Annotated in this window: 17 protein-coding genes, 1 tRNA gene and 1 rRNA gene; 12 read left to right on the top strand and 7 right to left on the bottom strand. The window is 50.7% G+C overall.

The window, feature by feature from the left end:
- Positions 1 to 141: 141 nt before the first annotated feature.
- The gene (locus HPY73_08090) at positions 142 to 1,278 is read left to right on the top strand and encodes a citrate synthase (GenBank protein ID QLH75397.1); all 1,137 of its coding nucleotides are present in this window, start codon (positions 142 to 144) and stop codon (positions 1,276 to 1,278) included.
- Between the two features lie 519 nt (positions 1,279 to 1,797).
- Here HPY73_08090 and HPY73_08085 read toward each other — a convergent pair.
- The 4 genes from HPY73_08085 to HPY73_08070 are packed head-to-tail and all read right to left on the bottom strand — an operon-like array spanning position 1,798 to position 8,592.
- The gene (locus tag HPY73_08085; protein QLH75396.1) at positions 1,798 to 2,700 is read right to left on the bottom strand and encodes a DUF91 domain-containing protein; all 903 of its coding nucleotides are present in this window, start codon (positions 2,698 to 2,700) and stop codon (positions 1,798 to 1,800) included.
- Positions 2,697 to 5,780 (bottom strand): type I restriction endonuclease subunit R, encoded by a 3,084-nt coding sequence (locus HPY73_08080; GenBank protein ID QLH75395.1) that lies wholly within the window; start codon positions 5,778 to 5,780, stop codon positions 2,697 to 2,699. The genes HPY73_08085 and HPY73_08080 overlap by 4 nt, the downstream gene beginning before the upstream one ends.
- Positions 5,781 to 5,783: 3 nt before the next feature.
- Positions 5,784 to 7,037 (bottom strand): restriction endonuclease subunit S, encoded by a 1,254-nt coding sequence (locus HPY73_08075; GenBank protein QLH75394.1) that lies wholly within the window; start codon positions 7,035 to 7,037, stop codon positions 5,784 to 5,786.
- Entirely contained in the window at positions 7,030 to 8,592 is a 1,563-nt protein-coding gene (locus HPY73_08070) for an SAM-dependent DNA methyltransferase (protein QLH75393.1), read from the bottom strand. Before HPY73_08070 ends, HPY73_08075 begins: the two co-directional genes overlap by 8 nt.
- Before the next feature lie 157 nt (positions 8,593 to 8,749).
- Here HPY73_08070 and HPY73_08065 point away from each other — a divergent pair, with 157 nt between their 5' ends.
- Positions 8,750 to 9,139, top strand: coding sequence for a hypothetical protein (locus tag HPY73_08065; GenBank protein QLH75392.1), 390 nt, complete (start codon positions 8,750 to 8,752; stop codon positions 9,137 to 9,139).
- A 104-nt stretch (positions 9,140 to 9,243) separates the two neighbouring features.
- Here the strand turns inward: HPY73_08065 and HPY73_08060 are convergent.
- Positions 9,244 to 9,330: transfer RNA gene (locus tag HPY73_08060), tRNA-Ser, on the bottom strand.
- Positions 9,331 to 9,883: 553 nt separating this feature from the next.
- Between HPY73_08060 and HPY73_08055 the strand changes: the two genes are divergently transcribed.
- The 3 genes from HPY73_08055 to HPY73_08045 all read left to right on the top strand — a co-directional run bounded on the left by HPY73_08055 (position 9,884) and on the right by HPY73_08045 (position 13,859).
- A 16S ribosomal RNA gene (locus tag HPY73_08055) occupies positions 9,884 to 11,363 on the top strand.
- Between the two features lie 198 nt (positions 11,364 to 11,561).
- A complete protein-coding gene (pyrG, locus tag HPY73_08050) occupies positions 11,562 to 13,166 on the top strand; it encodes a CTP synthase (glutamine hydrolyzing) (GenBank protein ID QLH75391.1) in 1,605 nt (534 codons plus the stop codon).
- Between the two features lie 72 nt (positions 13,167 to 13,238).
- Entirely contained in the window at positions 13,239 to 13,859 is a 621-nt protein-coding gene (locus HPY73_08045; GenBank protein QLH75390.1) for a translation initiation factor IF-2 subunit beta, read from the top strand.
- Between the two features lie 4 nt (positions 13,860 to 13,863).
- On the opposite strand, the gene HPY73_08040 is transcribed toward HPY73_08045, so the two are convergent.
- Positions 13,864 to 14,370 carry a hypothetical protein gene (locus HPY73_08040; GenBank protein QLH75389.1) on the bottom strand — a complete coding sequence of 169 codons (507 nt, stop codon included), beginning with the start codon at positions 14,368 to 14,370 and terminating at the stop codon, positions 13,864 to 13,866.
- 128 nt (positions 14,371 to 14,498) lie between these two features.
- On the opposite strand from HPY73_08040, the gene HPY73_08035 reads away from it, so the two are divergent.
- The 4 genes from HPY73_08035 to HPY73_08020 are packed head-to-tail and all read left to right on the top strand — an operon-like array spanning position 14,499 to position 16,854.
- A complete protein-coding gene (locus HPY73_08035) occupies positions 14,499 to 15,404 on the top strand; it encodes a hypothetical protein (GenBank protein ID QLH75388.1) in 906 nt (301 codons plus the stop codon).
- A gap of 49 nt (positions 15,405 to 15,453) precedes the next feature.
- A complete protein-coding gene (locus HPY73_08030; protein QLH75387.1) occupies positions 15,454 to 16,095 on the top strand; it encodes a metallophosphoesterase family protein in 642 nt (213 codons plus the stop codon).
- A 47-nt stretch (positions 16,096 to 16,142) separates the two neighbouring features.
- Positions 16,143 to 16,526, top strand: coding sequence for a 30S ribosomal protein S8e (locus HPY73_08025; protein QLH75386.1), 384 nt, complete (start codon positions 16,143 to 16,145; stop codon positions 16,524 to 16,526).
- A 34-nt stretch (positions 16,527 to 16,560) separates the two neighbouring features.
- Positions 16,561 to 16,854, top strand: coding sequence for a signal recognition particle subunit SRP19/SEC65 family protein (locus tag HPY73_08020; protein QLH75385.1), 294 nt, complete (start codon positions 16,561 to 16,563; stop codon positions 16,852 to 16,854).
- On the opposite strand, the gene HPY73_08015 is transcribed toward HPY73_08020, so the two are convergent.
- Positions 16,842 to 17,132: a DUF211 domain-containing protein gene (locus tag HPY73_08015; protein ID QLH75384.1), complete on the bottom strand. Its 291-nt coding sequence runs from the start codon at positions 17,130 to 17,132 to the stop codon at positions 16,842 to 16,844. The two genes, HPY73_08020 and HPY73_08015, sit on opposite strands and share 13 nt — an antisense overlap.
- An 85-nt stretch (positions 17,133 to 17,217) precedes the next feature.
- Between HPY73_08015 and HPY73_08010 the strand changes: the two genes are divergently transcribed.
- Genes HPY73_08010 through HPY73_08000 form a run of 3 tightly spaced genes read left to right on the top strand, consistent with a single transcriptional unit; the run spans position 17,218 to position 20,120 of the window.
- On the top strand, positions 17,218 to 18,651 hold the full coding sequence (locus HPY73_08010; protein QLH75383.1) for an NAD(P)H-hydrate dehydratase: 1,434 nt from the start codon (positions 17,218 to 17,220) through the stop codon (positions 18,649 to 18,651).
- Positions 18,652 to 18,672: 21 nt separating this feature from the next.
- A complete protein-coding gene (locus HPY73_08005) occupies positions 18,673 to 19,353 on the top strand; it encodes a metallophosphoesterase family protein (protein ID QLH75382.1) in 681 nt (226 codons plus the stop codon).
- The gene (locus tag HPY73_08000; GenBank protein QLH75381.1) at positions 19,353 to 20,120 is read left to right on the top strand and encodes a metallophosphoesterase; all 768 of its coding nucleotides are present in this window, start codon (positions 19,353 to 19,355) and stop codon (positions 20,118 to 20,120) included. Before HPY73_08005 ends, HPY73_08000 begins: the two co-directional genes overlap by 1 nt.
- The last annotated feature ends 36 nt before the right edge of the window (positions 20,121 to 20,156 follow it).

Genomic DNA, 20,156 nt, shown 5'->3' with positions numbered 1-20,156 from the left:
TAATTTGTGCATGTGTTCTTCCGTCCCAAAAGAAGTTGGAGCTTTAGTCGGTCATAGGTTTTGGGGAAAATCTTATTATGCGGTCCCTCATGTTTTATCGACCTCGGTCAAACAGCTGGTCGAGAAGGATGGTCTATTGATATGAACGAGAATAAAGAAAGGGTTGTCGTGAGGGGATTGAAAGATGTTGCCGCGGCTGAAACAAGGATAAGTTTCGTCCATCCTTCCGGCTTCCTTTACTATCTCGGATACAACATAGATGACCTGGTGGGAAAGGTCGTCTATTCCGAGGTGGCCTACCTTCTGATCCATAAAAAGCTTCCGAACAGGAGGGAACTTGACAAGTTCAGCTCGGACCTCATCAGAGAGATGAGATTGCCCAAGGAAGTGGTCGAAGGTATCAGGTCGGCACCGGTGAACGGTCATCCCATGGATGTACTACGAACCGAGGTCTCCCGGCTCGGAGAGTTCGATCCTGACCCATGTGATCTTTCGGACGAAGCGAACCTTAAGCGGGCCACAAGGCTCATTGCTCAGGTGCCTACGATAGTAGCTACACTGTATAGAATTCGAAAGGACGGCACCGTTCCGACCCCCAAGGAAGGTCTCACATTCGCTGAGAATTTCCTCTACATGTTCACTGGACGCTGCCCCGAGGCCGCCGAGGCGGATGTCATGCATCGCCTGATGGTGTTACACGCCGACCATGGATTCAATGCGTCGACGTTCGCTGCCAGGGTCACCGCGAGCACCAACGCTGATATGTATTCGGCCGTCACCTCCGCGATCGGCACGTTGAGAGGGCCTTTGCATGGCGGCGCCAGCGAAAAGGTCATGGAGATGCTGGAGAAGATAGAATATCAAAAAGATGTAGAGGAATACATACAGGGGCTATTGGACGACAACAGGAAGATCATGGGGTTCGGCCATAGGGTATATAAGACCGAGGACCCAAGGACCAAGCACCTGCGGTGTATGGTGGAGAACCTTTGCCACAGGGAAAGGACGATGGACCTTTACAACAAATGTATGAAGATCGAGCAGATCGTCTATGACAGGAAGAAGATCTACCCCAACCTTGACTTCTATGCCGCTGTCGCGATGGATGCCATTGGGATACCAAAGGAATTTTACACGCCCTTCTTCGCATCCAGCAGGATCTCGGGATGGGTGGCCCATGTGATAGAACAATACGAGGATGCGGTGCTGTTAAGACCTTCATCTGATTACGTAGGAGAGTTCGAGCGACCGTTCGTCCCCATCGACGAGAGGCAGTGATCGAACATCCTCATGGAAAACTAGGAAATGATGCCCCCAACTGGCATCAAAGATGTTTCCGATCATGGTACATGGGGGCATTCCTCCGATGCTCGCGTTAATTGATTTGAGCATATCAATAATTATTCAAATTGTTAGAAAATGATCATTAGCGATCCGTTCATTGGTCGACCGCCATGTGTATATCCTTTAACATAGGCAAGTATCTCCTGACCTGTCCTTATCCTCCACCACGCCCCCATATGTTGAAATAGAGGTGGGTTCCATGCCCATTTTTGTCATTTGTCGGGGTCTGGTATTATTTCAGGCTTATCTCAATAAAGTTGAAAGCCTCTGCAACAGAGGTCTTACCATTGTATCGAAATCGATCCAACGATATTGACCAATGAACGCCATATAAAAATAGCTGGTAAAGATCCCGAACCATCCCAATACTCCTATCGGAGCCGCCATAGTTCCACTCGGTGGGTGGCCATCCGAAGATTCATTGACTATTCAGCATCTTTGTATCTGAGTGATTTAATTCGACTCGTAACTTTTTACGATGAACGGTTTGACTTTTTCTAGGTCCTTTTTATTATGAAGTATGATCTCTAGGTCTCCCGTCCCATAGTGACCAATCTCCCTCATATCCCGAGTGAATCCCGGCTCAAGTTCGATAGTGGTTGGGTCGACCTTTAGGTAGATCAAGATCGCATGGTTCCTGGGTCGGAACTCGACACAGGCAAAGTTGCTGATGCGCCTGAAAGCAAAATAATGTTTCAGGACATTCAACTGGATGTCATCACCCAATGAGAAGATGAAATCCTTGAGGGATTCGAAGAGGTCTCTAAGCGACTCATCGGCCTCATCCAGGTCCTCCGAGACAGTCTTGTCCTGTCCCTTTCCCTTCTTAACTTTTTGTTCTGGAACGAATGCTATGGAAGAATTGACCAGTTGCAATAACAGGATGTCGTCCCCATACTTGATATAACGGATCAGTTCGATGTTTCGGTTGATTTGTTGGACCGCATATTCGTCATATTTCGTGAAGTCCCCCGCAATGCAAAGGAGCCGAGGCTGTGACCACTCTATCTCCTCGGCCTTTTTTGGTCCTATCTTCTTTTGGACCAGCAATTCGAATTCTGCTTTGTGGTCGAGCAACCAATCAAGATAGAATAGACCTTGGTTGATCACATTTTCGTTGATCGATCTCTTATACTCAATTATGACCGGGCATCCATTTTCATCGATACCCAGTGAGTCAATGCGGCCACCATGTGTCTTCCCCGTTCCATATTCGGAGGCCAAGAATGTCACCCCAATGAGCCTTGGCATATGTCTCTCGATTAATCTTTGAAGGCCCTTCTCGACCTCCATCGATTGCTCTTCGAGCAATGATACCTTTTCTCCTTCCAGTTTAAACAATTTGATATCGCTCATATAATGGCCTCCTGGGAGACCTCGGAAACAATCTCCTGGGACAACAATTCCGCCTGTTCGATCACCGTCTTGACGGCGGCATCCTGCTTGTCCGGTGGATAGTTGTACTTGCGCAAGAGGCGTTTGACATGGGTTCGCATCTTCGCACGTGCCGATTCACGGTATTGCCAGTCGATGGTCGCATCCTGCTTGACAATCTTGGCGAGCTCCTTAGCAATGGTGCAAAGGGTGGCATTTCCCATCTGCGCAACCGCAGAATCGTTTGTCCCAAGCGAATCGTAGAATGCAAGCTCTCTTTCACTTAGGCCTAACTCCTCCCCTCGCTTGCTTGCTTCACGCATGTCCTTGGCCAACTCAATTAGCGCCTGGATGATCTCCATTGTATCTGTAGCACGCTTCTCATACCTGGTTATTGCCTCCATCAGCCGGTCGGAGAACGCTCTGGCCTGAACGAGGTTCTTCTTCGTAATGGTTCTGATCCCATCCATCAATAAGCGCTGCAACAGCGCGAGAGCGAGGTTCTTCTGAGGCAAGGACTGAACCTCCGCCAGGAACTCATCGGACAGTATGGAAATGTTCGGTTTCTTCAGGCCCGCGGCCTCAAAGATGTCTATGACCCTATCCGAGAGGAGAGCCCCAGAGATTATCTGTCTGACCGCTAATTCGATGTCCTTTTCAATAACAGAATAGCTTCCAGACTTAATAAGAACGCTCTTGACCTCCTGGAAGAATGCGACCTCATCCCGGATCTTCAGAGCCTGATCGCTTGGGACGGCCAAGGCAAATGCCCTGGATAGCTCGACCGCCGCTTTGACGAACCTGTCCTTCCCACTTTGCTTGGACAGGATGTGCTCCTGCGCCGCTGGGAGCATCTTGATGCGCGTTTTCGCGTCACCGACCAGATATGGTTTGTAGTCGAAACCGTGGAAGAAGTCGCGACATATCTCGTACTTCTCCAACATGACCATTATAGCCTCTTCCTGATCGATAGCCGTAGATCCCCTTCCACCGCTTTGAGTATAGAAGGCCATGGCGCTGCGCAACTGGTCACCGAGACCGATGTAATCGACGATGAGGCCGCCTGGCTTGTCACGGAAGACGCGGTTTACGCGGGCGATGGTCTGCATCAGGCCGTGACCTTGCATAGGTTTGTCAATGTACATAGTATGCAGGCATGGAACGTCGAACCCGGTGAGCCACATGTCGCGCAGGATGACCAGCTTGAAATCGTCCTTAGGGTCCTTGAAACGGATTGCGAGCTTCTCGCGCCTCGCCTTGTTCCTGATGTGCTTCTGCCATTCGACCGGGTCCGACGCAGAGCCAGTCATGATGATCTTGATGACCCCTTTGTCGTCATCTTCACTGTGCCAATTTGGCCTGAGCTTGATTATCTCGTAGTAGAGTTCGATGGCGATGCGCCTGCTCATACAGACAATCATCGCCTTCCCTTCGATTGCCTGCTGCCTTTTCTCGAAGTGATCTACGATGTCCTTGGCAATTAGCTTGATGCGCTTGTTTGAGCCGACAAGTGCTTCCAGCGCGGCCCACTTGGCTTTGAGTTGCTCTTTCCTTGTCAGCTCTTCACTTTCGGTTAACTCCTCGATTTGCGCATCCAGATGGGGCCGCTCTGTGACGGGCAGCTCTATCTTGGCCAGGCGCGACTCGTAGTAGATAGGGACGGTCGCGCCGTCCTCTACCGCCCTCTGTATATCATAGATGCTGATGTAATCGCCAAAGACGTAGCGGGTGTTCTTATCATCGAGCTCCAGCGGGGTCCCCGTGAAACCGATGAATGAAGCGTTAGGGAGCGCGTCCCTCATGTGCCTGGCATAGCCATCTATAAAATCGTACTGGCTCCGATGCGCCTCATCCGCGATTACAACTATGTTGCGCCTATCGGATAGAACAGCGTTCCTATCTCCCTCAGGAAGGAACTTCTGGATCGTTGTGAATATGATGCCTCCAGATGCGACCCTCAGGAGCTCCCTGAGATGCTCTGAGGACGCGGCCTGCACGGGATGTTGCCGTAGCAGCTCATGGCAGTTGTTGAACGTGCTAAAAAGCTGGTCATCGAGGTCGTTCCTGTCCGTGATGATGACGATGGTGGGATTGTGCAGAGACGGCTCAAGAACCAGCTTTCCAGCATAGAAGACCATGGTCAGGCTCTTGCCTGAGCCCTGGGTATGCCAGACAACCCCGATACGCCGGTCCCCTTGAGCCGAAGAGGCTTTGAGCGTCGCCGCGACAGAATGGTTGACAGCGTGATATTGATGGTACCCGGCGATCTTCTTGATGGGGAGGCCCTTGTCCGTCTCCTCGAACACGATGAAATGTCTGATTATGTCAAGGAGGCGTCCCTTGTCGCACATCCCCTTCAGCAGGACCTCGCTCTGCAATGCTGTCGCAGAAGCAAGGTCTTTGCCATCCATTGTCAACCAATGAAGGAAACGTTCTTTGTCGGCGCTGATCGTGCCCATGCGGGCATCTATGCCGTCAGAGATAACGAGGAACGCGTTGAACTGAAAAAGCGAAGGTATCTGAGCTTTGTATGTCTGCAACTGATTGAAGGCCGTCCATATCGTTGCCTTCTCGTCTGCCGGGTTCTTAAGCTCTATGACGACGACCGGCAGACCATTGATGAAAAGAACGATGTCGGCCCTTCGTTCGATCTTGTTCTCGACCACGGTGAATTGATTGACCGCTAGGAACTCATTGTTGGATGGATTATCGAAATCGATGATCTTCGCATTGACGTGCTGCGTACTGCCATCTTTGCGTCTGCTCTCTATCGGTACGCCCTCGATCAGCATTTTGTGCGCGGAGCGATTGTTGCTGAGAAGTGATGGAGAAGTGGTATGAATGATACGGCGCTCAGCTTCGGCCAGAGCATTTGCGTCGAGGCCCGGATTGAGTCTCCTTAACGAGTTGCGCAATCGACCGAGAAGGACGACCTGCCCATAATCCTCCCGTTCTTGCTGTTCCCCGTTCGGGGCTATATCTGGACCAAAGGCTAATTGGTAACCGATCTCCTTGAAGTGCTCAAGTATCATTTCTTCCAGCTGCGCCTCGGTCAATGCCATTGCTCACTCCCCACCATCATCTCTGAATTCTCTGAGGCGAATCTCCCCAGATATTAGTTTCGGGACTAACATATCACGAATGGAGGATAGGGTCCGTGCTTCAAGAGCATTGTTTAGAATACTAGACATCATCGGTTCGATGATTGCATCCATTCTTTTCAGAAGATTGTTTGGTGGCACTAGGACAAGTGCCTCGGATATATGATGACGTTGGATATGTCCCATTGTTGTAGCCTTTTCAGAAGCAATTTCTCGAAATGTGGAGAGGTATTGTCGTATCCATTGGTAATAGAACCATTTTGGGTAGTCCTTTGATGTTACTTTAAATAGATGTTGGTTAAGCGCTCCCTTTCCACCAGCCCATATGATAACATCAAGGGTTCCAGACCACGAGAAAATGATATCTCCATCGTTTATGACACAATCACCAGGTAAATCGATACTGGCTTTATCAGAAGAATCAGTAATCCCTCTTGATAATTCTGCGATTTTAATAACTGGAAGAAATCCTCTTTCGTCTGGAGGATAGTTTTGAAGAGCCAGACCATTTTTAAAATCGGCTATATGGTCAAGCGGAAGTGTGAGCCACCCCTTCGGTATCTCCCCCATCTCCGACTCCTCGAACGAATCAGGGAATAATGCAGCCGTCTCATCGTCCATGCCAAAGGGCTTCCGCCCCTCCATCTTCGCTCGGACGGGGTCAAAGTCGATGAACCAGGACTTGAAGATAGCGCGGGCGATGGCTTCGAGGGTCTCGTTCATGCGCCGGTTGAGTTCGATCTTGTCGTCAAGGGTGCCGAGGACGTGAGCGATGGCGCGTTGCTCATTTATGGGAGGTATTAAAAATGATTGAGATGAGACATAATCCCAATTTGCTCTTGGCATTTTAGTTCCTTCAGATGACCTATTGGCCATCTCTGTAAATGAGGGGTCGGCTGTCATGTAAAAAAGAAATCTGGAATCGATGCCCTCTTTTGCTCGTAATACCCAGATGTCGGTTGAACACAACCCACCAAATTTTGCATAAATGATTTTTCTAAAATATGGTCTTAGCTTTCCATAAAGTACATCACCTTCTCTAAATCGAAACTTATTACTAGCAACTTCCAATGATGAACCCACGTTGATAAGATTCAATGTTCCTTGACCTATATGCTCAAGTCCGATGTAAAGTTCATCGCTCATTTCGCTTGGCTTGATTTGATTCCTTATTAAATCCGCCACATCCGATAAAGGTAGACTTACCCAGTCACTCATCAAACCCCAGCTCCTTAAGGTTCCCCAATATGATACGGTCAAGCTCACTAGCTTTCTCTATCTGCTCCTTGAGCTGCGCTGTCAATGAGCGCATCTTCTCCTCGAAGTCCTCGCTGTCGTCCTCCAAATCTTCGGCCCCTACATATCTACCAGGCGTCAATATATGACCGCTCTTCGCAATTTCTTCGAGGGTTGCCGATTTACAGAACCCAGGAACATCTTTGTATTCATCTGTTGTTTCCTTATCACCCCGCCAGGCATGATAGGTCGAGGCGATCTTTTGGATATCCGCATCCATCAACTCACGATGCACCCGATCTGTCATCGTCCCCATCTTCCTAGCGTCAATGAACAGCACCTGCCCCCGGCGGTCGCGGAACTTGTTATTATGTCGGTCCCTGGCCAAGAACCAAAGGCACGCCGGTATCTGGGTCGAATAGAACAACTGTCCAGGCAGCGCGACTATACAATCTACCAGGTCCGCCTCCAATATCGCCTTCCTGATCTCGCCCTCACCGGATTGATTTGACGACATGCTGCCGTTGGCCAGCACGAAACCCGCCATACCTGTAGGAGAGAGATGATGAATGAAATGCTGCACCCAGGCGAAGTTGGCATTGCCCTTTGGCGGGACGCCGAACTTCCATCTCACGTCGTCCTTGAGCGCCTCCTGTCCCCAGTCTCTCATGTTGAACGGCGGGTTTGCAAGGATGAAATCGGCCTTGAGGTCCGGATGAAGGTCCCGACGGAAGGTGTCAGCAGGTTCTGGTCCTAGGTTGTTATCAATGCCACGTATAGCGAGGTTCATCTTCGCCAGCTTCCAGGTGGTAGGGTTCGATTCTTGTCCATATATGGACACATCCCCGATCCTGCCACCATGCACTTCAACGAACTTCTCGCTCTGGACGAACATACCGCCTGAGCCGCAGCAGGGGTCATAGATGCGGCCATGGTACGGCGCGAGCATCTCGACAAGCAATTGGACAACACAACGAGGCGTGTAGAACTGACCTCCCTTCTTGCCCTCAGCCGATGCAAACTGCGAGAGGAAGTATTCATAGACTCGGCCAAGCACGTCTTTGGATCTGTTCTCGGCGTCGCCTAGTCCGATTGTCCCGATGAGGTCGACAAGCTCGCCCAACTTCTGCTTGTCGAGCGTTGCCCTTCCATAGTCCTTGTTCAGGACGCCCTTCAACGAGGGGTTGTCCTTTTCAATGGCAATCATAGCTTCATCGATCAACGTGCCGATCGTCGGCTGTTTGGCGTTAGCCTGAAGATAGCTCCATCTTGCCTCCTTCGGGACCCAGAAGACGTTCACGGACCTATATTCATCCGGGTCTTCAGGGTCAGCACCTTGCTCTAACTCCAGTAGCAATTGGTTATGCCTTTCCTCAAAGGAATCGCTTATGTACTTGAGGAAGAGCAATCCCAGAACGACATGCTTGTACTCGGCGGCGTCCATGTTGTTCCGCAATTTATCGGCCGCCTCCCAGAGCTTTTGTCTGAAATCAAGCTCGACGCCGTTGCCTTTTTTCTTCGATTTTCCCCTGGCCATAGCACTCAGCTAGGCATCGGATATGTGCATTTTAACGATTTTCTCACGATTCTCTATCAACTAACTTGAACGATATTTATTATAAAATCTGAGCTGAGATTTTTATAAATATTATTAATTAAAATTTCTTATTAATTATCTATGATATCCCATGTCATTGAAGGATGAATTCGAACTTACTGAGTGGGGCGTCAACGCCATTATCTTAACAGTAATAACAGGAGCAGTGCTCGCTATACTGTCACAGTTCAATTCAGATGGCGACCCAAGTGGCGAACGAGTGGCATCTATCATTCAAATAGCTATGTTGATAATTGGATTGATTACTATCTACGCTCAAGTTAGTAATGAATGCAACCCACTCATTGGATTCTATATGATATTCTTTGGTGGGGTCTTCGAGTTCGGATCGGTGACCGATATGGCATCAATCCTACCGTATGCTATATTAATCGACGTTGTCTGGAGCGTGCTATACCCAGCATTAGCCCCATTGTTTGACCTCGTCGGAGAGCTGCTATCTTACATCATTCCCTCTTCGAAGTAATCGTTGCCGATTATAAAAAAGAATTTTTCTACGTTTCTGCACCATCCTCCCAAGTACAAATAACCTTTTGATCAAGACATATTATTTGGATGCTAGATTAAAAATGGCGCGAAGAGGGGGATTTGAACCCCCGAGTCCTTTCGGACACTGGATTAGCAATCCAGCGCCTTACCGAGCTGGGCCATCTCCGCCTAGGGCTCTGAGTAATGCCATGTCATTCTTAAATGTTTGCCATTATTTAGACGGTGTGATCATCTTTTATACTATGTATGGCCTTTATAAAATGATCAAGATGCATAAACGTCTTATTTGCAAAAAAATGTGATTTATTTTCTATGATCAATTCATAAATATCTATGAGGATCGAAGTACAAAAATATACGCTGCTGGATTGCTAAAAGAAAGGGATTTATACTCGGATGTATTAAATTAATTCAGAATGATGTCGAAAACCCGTAAAAAGTGTATGACTCGAAACGGTTATATACTAGTCCGAGGTTAAGGGCATCCTGCGCGGAACATAATGCAAAACGCGACAACTGGTCGAAAGAAACAGGCGCGTAAAATTGGTCTGCGCGATTGAACGAAAAGTGGAGAGCTAAGATCCCCGTCTTTCGGACGTGACCTCTTTGCTCTGACGATCGATGGCGATATCGAGAAGTGGTATCGCCGGTGAAACTTGGTAATCCTGCCAAATCCTAAAAAGTGTGTAATCCTAAAAGATAATCAGGAATTATCGACAAAGGATCGATTCCGGTTGATCCTGCCGGCGGCCACCGCTATTGGAATTCGATTAAGACATGCGAGTCGAGAGTCGCAAGGACTCGGCGGACCGCTCAGTAACACGCGGATAACATGCCCTTAGGTGGAGGATAATCTCGGGAAACTGAGGATAATACTCCATAGATCTACTATGCTGGAATGCTTGTAGGTCCAAAACTCCGGTGCCTAAGGATTGGTCTGCGGCGTATCAGGTCGTAGTGGGTGTAACGGACCCACTAGCCAATGACGCGTAAGGGCCTTGAGAGAGGGAGCCCTGAGATGGACTCTGAGACATGAGTCCAGGCCCTACGGGGCGCAGCAGTCGCGAAAACTTCACAATGGGGGAAACCCCGATGAGGGAATTCCAAGTGCCAGCACATTGTGTTGGCTGTTCCCCTGTCTAAAAAACAGGAGAAGTAAGGGCCGGGTAAGACGGGTGCCAGCCGCCGCGGTAATACCCGCGGCCCGAGTGGTGGTCGATATTATTGAGCCTAAAACGTTCGTAGCCGGTCTTGTAAATCCTTGGGTAAATCGGCCAGCTTAACTGTCCGAAGTCCGGGGAGACTGCAAGACTTGGGATCGGGAGAGGTCAGAGGTACTTCTGGGGTAGGGGTAAAATCCTGTAATCCTAGAAGGACCACCGGTGGCGAAGGCGTCTGACTAGAACGAATTCGACGGTGAGGAACGAAGCCCTGGGGCGCAAACGGGATTAGATACCCCGGTAGTCCAGGGTGTAAACGCTGCGGGCTTGGTGTTGGGGGTCCTTAGTGGGCGCCCAGTGCCGGAGAGAAGTTGTTAAGCCTGCTGCTTGGGGAGTATGTCCGCAAGGATGAAACTTAAAGGAATTGGCGGGGGAGCACCGCAACGGGAGGAGCGTGCGGTTCAATTGGATTCAACGCCGGACAACTCACCAGGAGCGACTATTACATGAAGGCCAGGCTGATGACCTTGCCTGATTTTTAGAGAGGTGGTGCATGGCCGTCGTCAGTTCGTACCGTAAGGCGTTCTCTTAAGTGAGATAACGAACGAGACCCTCACCGTTAATTGCTAACTTTCTCTCCGGAGGGAGTGCACATTAATGGGACCGCTTTCGCTAAGAAAGAGGAAGGAGAGGTCAACGGTAGGTCCGTATGCCCCGAATCTCCTGGGCTACACGCGCGCTACAAAGGTTGGGACAATGGGTTCCTACATCGAAAGGTGACGGCAATCCCGAAACCCAATCGTAGTTCGGATTGAGGGCTGTAACTCGCCCTCATGAAGCTGGATTCCGTAGTAATCGCGGATCAACAATCCGCGGTGAATATGCCCCTGCTCCTTGCACACACCGCCCGTCAAACCACCCGAGTTGGGTTTCAGTAAGGGTATCTCAATTTGGGGTATTCGAACTGAGATTCAGCAAGGAGGGTTAAGTCGTAACAAGGTATCTGTAGGGGAACCTGCAGATGGATCACCTCCTACGCAAGGGGAAACACCGATGGCATTTCGTGTGTTTCCCCCACCAATTCCGGTAGGGTTACCAAGCACCAAAGAAACATCGATCGTCCTTCGTTCACAATTTTTATTCATTTCTGGCATAGTATGAGCGGTGTTTAGACTTCTAACGACTGGCAATGAGAAGTTCTAAATATCGTGCTGGAATATGGACCATTCCCGTGAGTGCATGAAATATATTTTTGTCACGGGCGGTGTCATATCAGGCCTCGGAAAAGGGATAACGAGCTCTTCTATCGGGCGCCTGTTGAAGTCGAGGGGGATCAAGGTCACTGCCATCAAGATCGACCCCTATCTCAACATTGATGCAGGGACGATGAACCCGTTCGAGCATGGTGAGGTGTTCGTCCTGGATGATGGGGGCGAGGTAGACCTGGACCTAGGAAACTATGAAAGGTTCCTGGATGTCAACCTGACGAGCAATCATAACATCACCACTGGCAAGGTCTATAAGGCAGTCATCGAGAAAGAGAGGATGGGAGATTATCTTGGGAAGACCGTCCAGATCATACCCCATATCACCAACGAGATCAAAAATCAAATCATCAATGTTGCCGAGGCCACGGGGGCCGAGGTGTGCATCGTAGAACTGGGAGGGACAGTTGGAGACATCGAGTCGATGCCATTCCTAGAGGCCGTGAGGCAGATGAACACAGAGATGGGCAAAGGCGAGAACTGCCTTTTCGTCCATACGACCCTGGTGCCCATCATGGGCGTTGTGGGCGAACAGAAGACCAAGCCGACCCAGCACTCGGTTAAGGAACTTAGGGCCATCGGTATTCAGCCAGACATCATCGTCGCAAGGGCAAAGGAACCCCTTGAGGAATCCATCAAGAAGAAGATATCGCTGTTCTGCGATGTACCGGTCGAGGCGGTGGTGTCCTGCCCTGATGCAAGGTCCATCTATGAGGTCCCAATGATACTCAACGATCAGGGGATCACTGACTATATAATAAACAGATTAAAGCTGACGGCAAAAGGGCCCGACCTGACGGAATGGCGTGATTTCGCTCACAGGATAGTTAACCCGAACAAGACCGTCAGGATCGCATTGGTCGGCAAATACACCCACCTGGGCGATTCCTACATCAGCCACATGGAGGCCTTCCACCATGCTGGTGCGGAAGCGGGGACCAAGGTCGAGGTCGTCTTCGTGGACTCAGAGGTCGTCCAACAATTTGGTCCGACGGACGACCTTAAGAAAGCAGATGCGGTCTTGATCCCCGGAGGGTTCGGCTCTAGAGGCATAGAGGGCAAGATAATGACCGCCAATTATGCGAGGACCGAGAAGGTTCCATTCCTAGGGGTCTGCCTTGGGTTCCAAATAGCCACGATCGAGTTTGCGAGGAACGTTCTGGGGATGGCTGACGCGAACAGCACCGAATTCGACCCTAGGACCTCTCATCCAGTCGTAGACCTCCTACCTGAGCAGAAGAACGTTACGAAGATGGGGGCGACGATGAGGCTCGGTGCACAGCCCGTTGTGGTAAGGGAGGGCTCGAGGGCATTCAAGCTGTATGGTTCGGCATTGATCATGGAGAGACATCGGCACAGGTATGAGGTGAATCCGAAATACATCGAAGATTTCGAGAGGGAGGGGTGGCATTTCACAGGCCGATCGGCCGATGGTGTGAAGATGGAGATCGGGGAGCTGGAATCCCATCCATTCTACGTGGCCTCGCAGTTCCATCCAGAGTTCAAGTCAAGACCTAACAGGCCATCGCCATTGCACCTGGGCCTTGTAAAGGCCGCGGTGAAAAGGAGATATGGCTGAATGATGGGCCAGCAATCATGGCCCTTTTAGGAACATTTATATTTGATGTGGGTCTTGGGAGCCTCGATCAGAATGACAGAGGATGATTACCTTTCATTGCTTGACAGGGCAAAGGCCCAGCTTCCAGAGACCATCGAAAAGCATGAGCGTTTTACCGTTCCGGAACCGGACGTCTTCCAGGAAGGGAAGACCACCGTTGTCAGGAACTTCGGGAACATAGTGGACGCGCTCAGAAGAGAGCCTGACCACCTTCTGCAGTATCTGCTGAAAGAGCTCGGGACACCTGGCACCCTCGAGGGCCAGAGGGTCATATTCAAGGCAAGGCTCACAGGACAGCAGATATCAGAGAAGATCCAGAATTACACAGAGACCTTCGTCCTTTGTTCGGAGTGCGGCAGGCCAGATACTCACATCAACAAAGAAGGGCGCGTGCTCATACTCGAATGCGAGGCATGCGGCGCCCACAGGCCGGTCAAGGTCAAAAAGACAGCCAAGACCGTCGAGAAGAATGTGCTGAAAGAGGGTGTCGTGGTCGAGGTCTTGATCGACGATGTTGGGAAGAAGGGAGATGGGGTGGCGAGGGTCGGGGACTACATCATCTATGTCCCTGGGACCGTGAAAGGCGCCAAGGTCAAGGTCAAGATATCAAAGGTCTCAGGCAATGTGGCATTCGCCACGGTGTCCAGGGACTGACCTTTCAATATATGTATCGGTCCGTGCTGGACCGGTCGAATCCCTTGACCAGCTCGAAAGAGGGATCATCTATCATATCCCTCTGCCCAGGATAAGTGATGTAAGGAAGGATGCTGGTTATATCCTTGGCCATCGCCGTCGCCAAGTGACCGTCGCCGAATTGTTCCTTGGTGATCCTGTATGCGATGCTCCTTGTTTCATCCTCATCGGTCACGCCAAGGGCGTGGATGTACTCATGCAATAGGACATGAAAGACATATGACCTGTAGATCTCTGGTCTGCTCACCTTGATAATGCTCAACGGCTTTCTGTTCAGCACGATCACATTTGAAGCAATCGGGTATAGGCCCCCGATCCAGTGGCCATCACCACCGCCAAGGTCAGCAAGGCCTAACATGAGACCTGCCCTTGAACCGAACCTGCTGTCCCTGGCCGCCTCTTTTACGACCTCGAATATTTCTATAACGTCCTTCGCTCTTTCAAGCCTCTCGACAAGTTTATTATTCTTCATCCTGCTCTTCGTCCCAGTAAAGAAGAGTTTAAAACATAATACTGAGCCGCTCTTTTGACGGTCATGTAATCAGCTTTGGCGTAATATTCTCGAAAGCATTATGATTCCCAACTGTTCTGGGCGCTGCAATGAGGTCGCGGTCCCAATACCTGGGCGTCTTCATGCTGTTCATAACTGTACAACTTGCAGCGCTCGCCTATGTTCCATTGCTCAATGAGATGGGGATACAGGCATTTGAAGACCCCGGGGACCCAGTGAATCCGCTGATCTATGTGGCCTATCTGATCATTGCTACTGCCGGCCTTTTAGTGCTCATGAAATATGCGAGAGCATCGATGGTGCGGGCACTGTTCATGTTGGCCATCTTCGGGACGCTTTTCATCGTGTTCCTGCCGATGACAATTACACTTTCAGGGAGCTGGGCGGTCGCTGAGACGGTGTCGACGGCCATCGCGCTAGCGTTTACTTTCCTGCTCTGGAACAGACCGACATGGATGGTCATCAATGCTATCGGGTTCATAGTTGGTTTCGGTTCGGCGGCGATACTAGGGGTCTCCCTCGGGGTGGTGCCGGCGATGGTCCTGCTCGTGGCATTGGCCGTATATGATGCTGTCGCGGTCTATCGCACAAAGCATATGTTGACCCTTGCGGAGGGGGTCACGAAACTCAGGTTGCCCATTCTTTTCATCGTGCCTCGAGATCTTAAATATGATATGAGCGAATTTGATGACCTGGACCTGCGGAAAGATGAACAAGAAGGACGCACGACGATCATGATGGGGGTGGGGGACGCTGTCATCCCTGGGATCTTGGTCGTGTCCGCTGCGGTCTTTTTGGCCGACGGCAATGATTACACAACATCATCTCTCAGTGTTGCCTTTGGAACGATGCTCGGCAGCGTGATCGGGTTCGTTCTGTTGATGGTGCTGGTGTCCAAAGGGCGACCTCAGGCCGGGCTCCCCTTCCTTAATGGTGGCGCGCTCATAGGTTTCCTCATCTCCCACCTGTTCATCTTAGGAGATCTCCCTTTTTGACAAGATGAAAAATTAATCTTTTGCGATGTCATCGCGTATCACGATTCAGATGAAATTCATCGTGATCTCGGACGTTCACAGACGCGACAATGTGTCGATATGGGTGAATAGATTATTTAAAGAGCATAATGCTGATGGCGTCATCGTCCTCGGTGACATCACACATTTTGGGCCAGGGGGATGGGCGGAGGATTTCCTAAGGTCATTACCAGGAAAGGTCTATGCGGTCCCTGGTAATTGCGACCCGCCACTGACGTTCGAGAACATAGCAAGAGGTGCGGAATGCATACATGCCCGACGTGTCAAGATAGGAGAAAAGGATGTGGTGGGGTTCGGTGGTTCCAACCTCACAATGTTCAACACGCCGAACGAGATGACCGAAGAACATATCTTTGAGGTACTGTCCTCCGTGATGATACCTGGATGTCTTCTCTTCACTCATTGTCCCCCGCTGGGGATCAACGACCAGACGATATCTGGTCACAAGGGCGGGAGCGAGGCCATCAGAAAGATCGTGGAAAGGTTCAAACCTGAGCTTGTGCTGTCAGGGCATATACATGAGGCCAGAGGGATAGTAATGAAGGATGGGACGACGTTCATGAACCCTGGGGCCGCAAAGGACGGTCATGCTGGGATCTTGGAAATTACCGATAAGGTGATGGTCAGACTGCTTGATAGGGCGGTGGACTGAGACAATAATATTTATACACCATTTTAATTAGGAGGCGAAGGATAGACATGGCACTATGGCAGGGTAAGTCCCACAGGAAGCCATCTGGCGGAAGGCTGCGCCTGGGAAGGAAGAAGAGAAGGTTCGAGATCGGCAGCGAGCCGTCATTCACTCTTATCGGAGAGGAACGAAAGCAGGTCCTGAGGACCCGCGGAGGCAACACCAAGGTCAGGATGCTCAGGGCGATGTACGCAAACGTTGTAGACCCCGCCACCAACAAGACCACGCGCGTCAAGATCGTGACCGTCAAGAAGAACTCCGCGAACCCCAACTACGTTCAGCGCAATATCATAAACAAGGGCGCCATCATCCAGACCGAGGTCGGGCTCGCGAAGGTGACGTCAAGGCCTGGACAGGATGGTTCCATCAGCGCCGTCCTCGTCAAGGAGTGAAACCATTTTAACCTGTCATCAGGTTGTATGAGCCATGCCCCTGGACGAGGAGAAGGCCTGGGTGCTTTGGCCCGAGTATTTTGATTCTGCAAGGACCAGGGCGGAAGGCCGTAAGGTCTCTAGGTCGCTCGCCATCGATCAGCCCACGCTCGATATGGTTGCGCTCGCCGTAAAAAAGCTAGGGCTGGAGCATAAGGTCGAATCGGACAAGGCATATCCCGGGAATTGGTATGCTCATGGAGGACGTGTCCTGGTGGAGAAAAAGATGAAGAAGGCCCTACTGTTGGTCAAGGTCGCCGAGCTGATGAAAAGGTCTCAGCGGTCCTGAGGGGTCTCTACCTCTTCTACCAGCTTCTTTCCAGCAGAGACGCTGTCGACCGAGTGGATCACCGCACCTGATTCTGTGATCACCTCTTCAACAATATCACAATTGACATTATTGCCCTCGATGGTGATCTTGATGCTCTCGGTCTCCTGGTCGACCTCCTGGAGGCTGCAATTGACGCCAGAGACCCCTTCGACAACGCTGAGGTTCTTCGCCAGTTCGATTATGGAAGGATGGTGAGGTTTCAAAACGTCCAAGACCAATCTCTTGATTTCAGTCATTTCGACCCGGCTTTAAATGCTGGTCCAATTATTAAAAATGTTGGCACAGGTAAATATTATTCCCTGGAGAGCAGTTAGGTCATATATGCTGACCTGGAGAGAGGTTGCTGTCCTGGATGCAAATTCTGAACACCTGGGGGTACCTGTCGAGAACCTCATGGAGAATGCTGGATATTCGGTCGCTAATGTGATCGAGAAAGAGTTTGGCAATGGAAAAAGGATCGCCGTCCTATGTGGATGTGGGAACAACGGTGGAGATGGTTTCGTTGCGGCAAGATACCTTCGTGAAAAGAATGACGTTGATGTGATATTGGCGAAGTCCCCTGATTCGATCAAGGGACCGGCGGCATGGGCCAACTATGAGAAGGTGCAAGAGATCTCGAAGATCTGGAAACGTCAAGACCTACGTTCGTACAATCTGATCGTCGATGCCCTGCTCGGCACGGGGAAAAAAGGTGACCTGAAGGAGCCTTTTTTGGAGATCATCAAAGCGGTCAATGTCTCAAAGGTGCCTGTTGTCTCAGTGGATGTCCCTTCTGGATTGGGCACCCCCACTGCGGTCAGACCGAAGATCACGGTCACCTTCCATGATATAAAGGAGGGTATGACCGAGAAGAATTCCGGTAAAGTGATAATAAGCGATATCGGTATCCCAGAGGAGGCTCTCACTCATTGCGGGCCAGGTGATTTCGCATATTATCCCATACCATCCCCAGGTTCGCACAAGGGGGAGAATGGAAGGGTATTGGTCATAGGAGGTGGGCCCTATACTGGTGCTCCATTTTTAGCTGCGATGGGCGCGCTGAGAATAGGGGTGGACCTTGTTTACGTTGCGGCTCCCTCGAGCGTGAGCCATATCATATCCTCGTATTCTCCGAACATAATTGTAAGGCCGCTCCTTGGATCTATAGTGGACACCGGCGACCTGTCGAGGTTGAGGTCGTACAGCAGGGATGTCGATGCTGTGCTTATCGGTTCAGGACTGGGCAGAGAGCCTCAAACGTTCGAGGCCATTAGAGAATATATCAGGACGTGTGACGTGCCCATGGTCATTGATGCTGACGCCTTCGCCGCCCTGTCAGGTCATTTAGAGGCATTGAATGGTAAGAAAGGTATCCTAACCCCTCATGGGGGGGAACTGCAGAAGCTCACCGGAGAGGTGGTCAAGCAGGATCTGGATGGAAGAAGCGGACAGGCAAAGGACTTGGCAAAGAGGACCGGCATGACCGTTCTGCTGAAGGGGCCTGTGGACATCGTCTCAGATGGCGTTGATATAAAGTTTAACAGGACGGGGAATCCAGGCATGAGCGTTGGTGGGACTGGGGATGTGCTGGCAGGTATATGCGCAGGGCTTCTCGCAAAAGGGACGTCGCCCTACCATGCTGCAAGGATGGCGGCTTTCATATGCGGGGCCGCGGGTGACATGGTCTTTGAGGAGAGGAGCTATGGGCTGGTCGCCACCGACCTTTTCGACGCCGTACCAAAGGTCCTAAGGCGCTCCTTAGATAATTTCATCTAGGGGCGCCCCAGATTTGTTGACGTGCGCATTGCGTTCATATCGGATGTACACGCCAATGTCGTGGCATTGAGGGCTGTTATCGAGGAGATCGACCGATTAGGAATAGGAACGATAGTGAACGCGGGTGATGTGGTCGGTTACTATCCCTTTCCGAACGAAACGATAGAGCTCCTCAGTGAGAGGAAGGTCATCAGCATCAAAGGAAACCACGACCGCTCGGTCCTGAACGCAAGCGTTGGCAGGATGAACTTCATGGCATCGATCGGGGTCAGATGGACCTCAGAGCATCTGGACATAGGCTCTGTACGTTATCTTCATTGCCTGAAGAACGGTCTCGATGTTCCTCTGGGCACGGTAAGGGCCAGCATTCATCATGGTTCCCCATTTGATGAAGATGAATACGTCTACGAGAATGACGTCTCTGACGAACTTTTAGAAGCTTGCCCCGGTTCAAGCTTGCTCGTCCTAGGGCATACCCATGTGCCTTATATCGTGAAGGTTGGAAGAGGATTTGTCGTGAACCCAGGTTCGGTCGGTCAGCCCCGGGATGGAGACCCGAGGGCCAGTTTCATGGTATATGACACCATCACACAGTCGTTCGACATCCGTCGTGTTGATTATGATATCTCCGAGGTGGAAAGGGCTGTTACCTCAGAAGGGCTCCCAATAGAGTTGGCAAGAAGACTGTGGAGGGGCCTCTGATGGATATAGTCCCGATAGCTGAGAGGCCTCTCTTAGAGGTGCTTGGAGAAAGGAAGGTATTGTGTGCGGGAGACCTTCACATCGGTCTGGAACATGAGATGAGCACCAACGGGGTACATGTCCCCAGCCAGACCGCAAAGATGGAAAAAGAGCTGCTCCTTAATGCCCCGGGACATGACACATTGATGCTCATCGGCGATGTGAAGCACATGGTACCAGGTTCCTCCAGGCAGGAGCACAGGGAGATCCCTAGATTCTTCCGTTCATTGCTCCGGAGCTACAACAGCGTTGAGATAGTAAAGGGAAATCATGACACCGACATCGAGGATATGCTACCAGATGGCGTCATCGTTCATCCTCCCTCTGGTTGCGTATTAGAGGGTGTCGGTTTTGTCCATGGACATACGTGGCCATCAGTAGAGGTGATGTACAGCAAGGTCCTGATAATGGCCCACAACCATCCCGCGGTCATGTTCGAGGATGGGCTGAAAACCAACACCATCGAAAGGTGCTGGGTGCGTGCACCTTTCAAAGTTGCGAGGACGGAAAGATACCCAAGGGTGCCTGAGGAGGTCATAATGTTACCCTCGATGAACCTCAGCTTGAGGGGGTCACCGGTGAACTTTGAGAGACCGAAGATGCTGGGCCCCTTGTTCTCCAACGACCTGATCGATATGGACAATGCCAAGGTTTACCTTTTGGACGGCGTATATCTCGGTCTGGTGGGCCAGATGCGGGTCGAGCGCAGAAGGCATTTCAAGAATTAACAGAAATAACTATGAAGAAAAATAAGAAATTTAAGG

This window comes from Methanomassiliicoccales archaeon (genome assembly GCA_013415865.1).
Taxonomy (GTDB): domain Archaea; phylum Thermoplasmatota; class Thermoplasmata; order Methanomassiliicoccales; family UBA472; genus MVRC01.
The sequence above is the reverse complement of the archived record's forward strand: the minus strand, read 5'-3'. Positions and strand labels throughout refer to the sequence as shown.

Coding starts and splice junctions, on each gene's coding strand:
- HPY73_08085 (QLH75396.1), bottom strand. CDS start 2,700: ATGAGCGATATCAAATTGTTTAAACTGGAAGGAGAAAAGGTATCATTG.
- pyrG (QLH75391.1), top strand. CDS start 11,562: ATGAAATATATTTTTGTCACGGGCGGTGTCATATCAGGCCTCGGAAAA.
- HPY73_08045 (QLH75390.1), top strand. CDS start 13,239: ATGACAGAGGATGATTACCTTTCATTGCTTGACAGGGCAAAGGCCCAG.
- HPY73_08010 (QLH75383.1), top strand. CDS start 17,218: ATGCTGACCTGGAGAGAGGTTGCTGTCCTGGATGCAAATTCTGAACAC.
- HPY73_08075 (QLH75394.1), bottom strand. CDS start 7,037: ATGAGTGACTGGGTAAGTCTACCTTTATCGGATGTGGCGGATTTAATA.
- HPY73_08025 (QLH75386.1), top strand. CDS start 16,143: ATGGCACTATGGCAGGGTAAGTCCCACAGGAAGCCATCTGGCGGAAGG.
- HPY73_08035 (QLH75388.1), top strand. CDS start 14,499: ATGAGGTCGCGGTCCCAATACCTGGGCGTCTTCATGCTGTTCATAACT.
- HPY73_08090 (QLH75397.1), top strand. CDS start 142: ATGAACGAGAATAAAGAAAGGGTTGTCGTGAGGGGATTGAAAGATGTT.
- HPY73_08040 (QLH75389.1), bottom strand. CDS start 14,370: ATGAAGAATAATAAACTTGTCGAGAGGCTTGAAAGAGCGAAGGACGTT.
- HPY73_08030 (QLH75387.1), top strand. CDS start 15,454: ATGAAATTCATCGTGATCTCGGACGTTCACAGACGCGACAATGTGTCG.
- HPY73_08020 (QLH75385.1), top strand. CDS start 16,561: ATGCCCCTGGACGAGGAGAAGGCCTGGGTGCTTTGGCCCGAGTATTTT.
- HPY73_08015 (QLH75384.1), bottom strand. CDS start 17,132: ATGACTGAAATCAAGAGATTGGTCTTGGACGTTTTGAAACCTCACCAT.
- HPY73_08080 (QLH75395.1), bottom strand. CDS start 5,780: ATGGCATTGACCGAGGCGCAGCTGGAAGAAATGATACTTGAGCACTTC.
- HPY73_08070 (QLH75393.1), bottom strand. CDS start 8,592: ATGGCCAGGGGAAAATCGAAGAAAAAAGGCAACGGCGTCGAGCTTGAT.
- HPY73_08000 (QLH75381.1), top strand. CDS start 19,353: ATGGATATAGTCCCGATAGCTGAGAGGCCTCTCTTAGAGGTGCTTGGA.